Origin of the sequence: Parendozoicomonas verongulae (assembly GCF_009711465.1) — a bacterium.
GTDB lineage: Bacteria > Pseudomonadota > Gammaproteobacteria > Pseudomonadales > Endozoicomonadaceae > Sansalvadorimonas > Sansalvadorimonas verongulae.
This window is the reverse complement of the sequence record NZ_SMME01000421.1, coordinates 1-808: the sequence shown is the minus strand read 5'-3', so window position 1 is coordinate 808 and position 808 is coordinate 1. Positions and strand designations below refer to the sequence as shown.

At 43.8% G+C, this 808-nt stretch carries 1 protein-coding gene; it reads left to right on the top strand.

All coding sequences use genetic code 11. The annotated features are described in order from the left end of the window. Positions 1-165: 165 nt before the first annotated feature. The coding region (locus E1189_RS00880) for a hypothetical protein (RefSeq protein WP_230459891.1) at positions 166-808 on the top strand (643 nt) is incomplete at its 3' end.

The following is an 808-nucleotide window of genomic DNA, read 5'->3' as shown; positions in this document are numbered from 1 at the left end:
AAAAAGAGCTGACTGAAGAGCAATCTAAGGCGAATGCTATTGTGCTTAAAGATACTGAAAACGTTTCTACTAATCATGAAGTCGAAGAAGATGAAGACTACGAAGTCAACTACTCCAGACATATATTATCCCAAATGAAGAAACACTCCAGTCAGGATGATGATGATGAATAGCTCCTCATTAAAGAATGACAAGTATGATATCCCACCTCAGTACTTGCACTTTGAAGCCGCAAAATCGGGCATCATTCAGGATGAGAAATACCACACTCTGCCTTCAGGTGAGCAAGCTGTAATTGCTCAATACACCGACTATTCAGACTTCAGCCCATACTATACAACACCTTATGTCAGGGCTCTCCCACCTATCCTTGATGACGCGCAGTTTGCAGAGACAGCAACCTATTACCCCCCAGTTTTCACTGACACAGATCGTTTGCTGAGTCCTACTAAAAAGTATTACCGTGCACGAAATGTCTCTTATATGTTTCATCCGACAAATGCTCATTTCGAACTCTTTCGGGCAGTCGATGAAGCTCTCAGGGAGCGGTATGCCGAGAAAATACATGCAGGCCAGGTGAATAATGACCAGGGAGGTATATCGATTTATGGAATCTCGGGGATGGGAAAGACTGTTGCAATCAACATCATCCTTTCCTATTTCCCTCAGGTCGTCATTCACCCGGAGGAGAATAATGAATTACAGGTCAGTTGGCTAAGAATCACGTGCCCCCATCGTGGTGGAGATATAGCACTTTGTAACGATATACTTGCTGCTGCAGACAAACTGCTTGGAACAACCTACAAGG